Here is a 3,533-nt window from a genome sequence, read left to right as displayed (position 1 = left end):
GCGGCGGTGGCGGATGTGGTCGGGCGTCATGAGACGTTGCGGACGGTGTATCCGGCGGTGGACGGTACCGGGTATCAGGTGGTGCTGCCCGCCGCGGAGGCGACGCCGGACCTGACGCCGCACGACCTGGCCGCCGGGGAACTCCCGGACTGGCTGCGTACGTTCGCCGCCACCGGTTTCGATGTCGCGGCCGAGGTGCCGTTGCGGCTTTCGCTCGCGCGGACCGGTCCCGACGACTACGTCCTCGCCGTCGTCGTGCACCACATCGCGGCCGATGGCACCTCGATAGCGCCGCTGGTGCGCGACTTGATGACCGCCTACGTCGCGCGCAGCGCGGGCACCGCACCCGGCTGGGAACCGCTGCCGGTGCAGTACGCGGACTACACGCTGTGGCAGCGCGCCGTGCTGGGCGAGGAGAACGACCCCCGTTCCGTGGCCGCGACGCAGATCGCCTTCTGGCGTGAGACTCTCGCGGACATTCCGGACCGGATCGATCTCCCCACGGATCGGCCGCGTCCCGCCGCGGCATCCGGAAGCGGAGGCGTCTTCACCTTCACCGTCGACGCACCCACCCGGGCCCGGCTCGACGAACTCGCGCACGCGAACGGCGCCTCGTTGTTCATGGTCGTGCACACCGCGTTCGCGGCGTTGCTCGCCCGATTGTCCGGCTCCGCCGACATCACCATCGGCACGCCGGTCGCGGGCCGCGGCGAGGCCGAACTCGACGATCTGGTCGGCATGTTCGTCAACACGCTGGTGTTGCGGACCGCGGTGGATCCGGCGGCCTCGTTCGCCGAACTGCTTGCGGTGACCAAGGAACGTGACCTCGCGGCCTTCTCGCATGCCGAGTTGCCGTTCGAGCGGCTGGTCGAGGTGCTGGACCCGGTGCGCTCGCAGGCGCATCATCCGCTGTTCCAGGTGGCGCTGTTCTTCCAGAACATGGACCGAGCGGAGCTCGAGCTGCCCGGCCTGTCGGTCGGCGCGGTCGAACTCGACGGCGCGGTGGCCAAATTCGATCTGCAGCTGACGGTGACGCCGCAGGAAGGTCCGGACGCGGGCCTGGCCGCCATGTTCACTTATGCCACCGACCTTTTCGATGAGGGTTCGGTCGCCGAATTCGCGGCGCGCCTGAACCGGTTGCTGCGCGCGGTCGTGGCCGACCCCGATCGCGCACTGGGCGGGATCGACCTGCTCAGCGTGGTCGAGCGCGATCGAATCCTGCACGAGTGGAACGACACCCGTTACCCCGTCCGCTCCGAATTGCTGCTCGACGGATATCGCCGTGCCGTCGAAGCGAATCCGGAACGGATCGCCGTTGCTTACGAGGGCGCCGAGCTGACTTATCGTGAGTTCGATGCGCGGGTGAATCGGCTGGCGCGTTTGTTGATTTCGCAGGGTGTGGGTGCGGAGTCGTTGGTGGGGTTGGCGGTTCGGCGGTCGTTGGATCTCGTGGTGGGGATGTATGCGGTGGTGGCGTCGGGTGGGGCGTATGTGCCGTTGGATCCGGATCATCCGGCCGAACGCATCGCGCACATCCTCGACACCGCTCGCCCCCTCTGTGTCGTGACGACCAGCGCCGACGCGGCGGCCCTGCCCGAGGACGTCCGGACGCTCGCCGTCGACACCCTGGATCTCGACGGCTTCGACGACAGCCCGGTTCGCCCGGAGGAACTGCTGCGTCCGGTGCTGCCGGAGCACCCGGCGTACGTGATCTTCACGTCGGGATCGACCGGCAGGCCCAAGGGCGTCGCGGTGTCCCATGCGGCGATCGACAACCAGATCGCGTGGATGCTGGCGGAATACCCGCTGGGCCCGGACGACGTGTACCTGCAGAAGACGGCGACGACGTTCGACGTCTCGCTGTGGGGCTACTTCATGCCGTTGCGTGCGGGAGCGAAGCTCGTCGTCGCCACGCCGGACGGGCACCGCGACCCCGCCTACGTCGCGGAAACCATTGCGGCGCAGGGTGTGACGGTGACGGACTTCGTGCCGTCCATGCTGACCGTCTTCGCCGCGCACACCACGCCCGGCAGCTGCCCGACGCTGAAGCACGTCTTCGTGATCGGCGAGGCGCTGCCCCCGGAGACCGTGGGAGCCATGCACGTGGTGTCCGACGCCGCGGTGCACAACTTGTACGGCCCGACCGAGGCGGCGGTCTCGGTGACCTACTGGCCCGCGTCGGCGGACGAGCGCAGCGTGCCGATCGGTCTGCCCCAGTGGAACACCCAGGTGTACGTCCTGGACTCGTGGTTGCGGCCGGTGCCGGTGGGTGTGCCCGGTGAGCTGTACCTCGCCGGTGATCAGCTGGCCCGCGGATATGTGCGGCGTCCCGATCTCACCGCGGACCGGTTCGTCGCCAACCCCTTCGGCAACGGTGACCGGATGTACCGCACCGGTGACCTCGTCGTATGGCGCAAGGACGCCGACGACGCGGTCCTCGACTATCTCGGCCGGACCGATTTCCAGGTGAAGTTCCGTGGTCAGCGGATCGAGCTGGGCGAGATCGAGACGGCGCTGCTGGCGCAGCCTTCGGTGAGCCAGGCGGTGGCGCTCGTGTCGCCTTCATCGCTGGGCGACCAACTCGTGGCTTACGTCGTCCCCACTCCGGGAGCCCGGATCGACACGCAGGAACTGCGCTCCGCGATCGGTGAGACGTTGCCCGCCTATATGGTTCCGGGCGCCATCGTCGCGCTGGAGGCGTTCCCGCTGAACTCCAGCGGCAAGCTGGACCGTAAGGCGCTACCGGAGCCCACCTTCGAGACCAAGCACTTCCGTGCGCCCTCGAGCGCGATCGAGGAGATCGTGGCGGGTGTGTTCGGCGAGGTACTCGGTGTGACCCGGGTCGGCGCGGATGACGACTTCTTCGCGCTCGGCGGCAATTCGCTGGTCGCCACCCAAGTCGTGGCGCGTCTCGGCGCGGCGGTCGGTGGCCGCGTGCCGGTGCGGACGCTGTTCGAGACTCCGACGGTGGCCGGGTTGGCGGCGGCGCTGGAGTCGCACACGCACGGTGAGCGCGTGGAGTTGGGCAGTATCGCCCGGCCGGAGCGGTTGCCGTTGTCGTTGGCGCAGCGGCGGATGTGGTTCCTCAACCGCTTCGATCAGTCCGATGAGGCCGCGGAGCAGATCGGTTCGGCGGCCTACAACCTGCCGTTCGCGTTGCGGTTGACCGGTGCGTTGGATGTCGCCGCGCTGGGTGCGGCGCTACAGGATGTGGTCGTGCGCCATGAGGTGCTGCGCACGGTGTATCCGGAGACGGTCGACGGTCCGGTGCAGCTGGTGTTGCCCGCTGGGCAGGTCGCCTTGGATCTCACTCCGCGGGTGCTGGCCGAGTCGGACGTGGCGAGCACGGTGTACGCCTTGGCGGCGACTCCGTTCGACGTGACGGCCGAGGTGCCGTTGCGGGCCGTCCTCATCCAGGTCGACGGAGCGCCCGAGACGTATGTGCTGGCGGTGGTGGTGCATCACATCGCGGCGGATGCGTCGTCGATGGGTCCGTTGGTGCGGGATGTGATGGTGGCGTACGCGGCGCGTAC

General features: G+C 68.8%; 1 protein-coding gene. It reads left to right on the top strand.

Annotated features, from left to right (window positions below):
* On the top strand, positions 1–3,533 hold a 3,533-nt coding region (locus ACWEH3_RS35815), incomplete at both ends, for an amino acid adenylation domain-containing protein (protein WP_452358499.1).

This window comes from Nocardia sp. NPDC004718 (assembly GCF_053601535.1).
The sequence above is the reverse complement of the archived record's forward strand: the minus strand, read 5'-3'. Positions and strand labels throughout refer to the sequence as shown.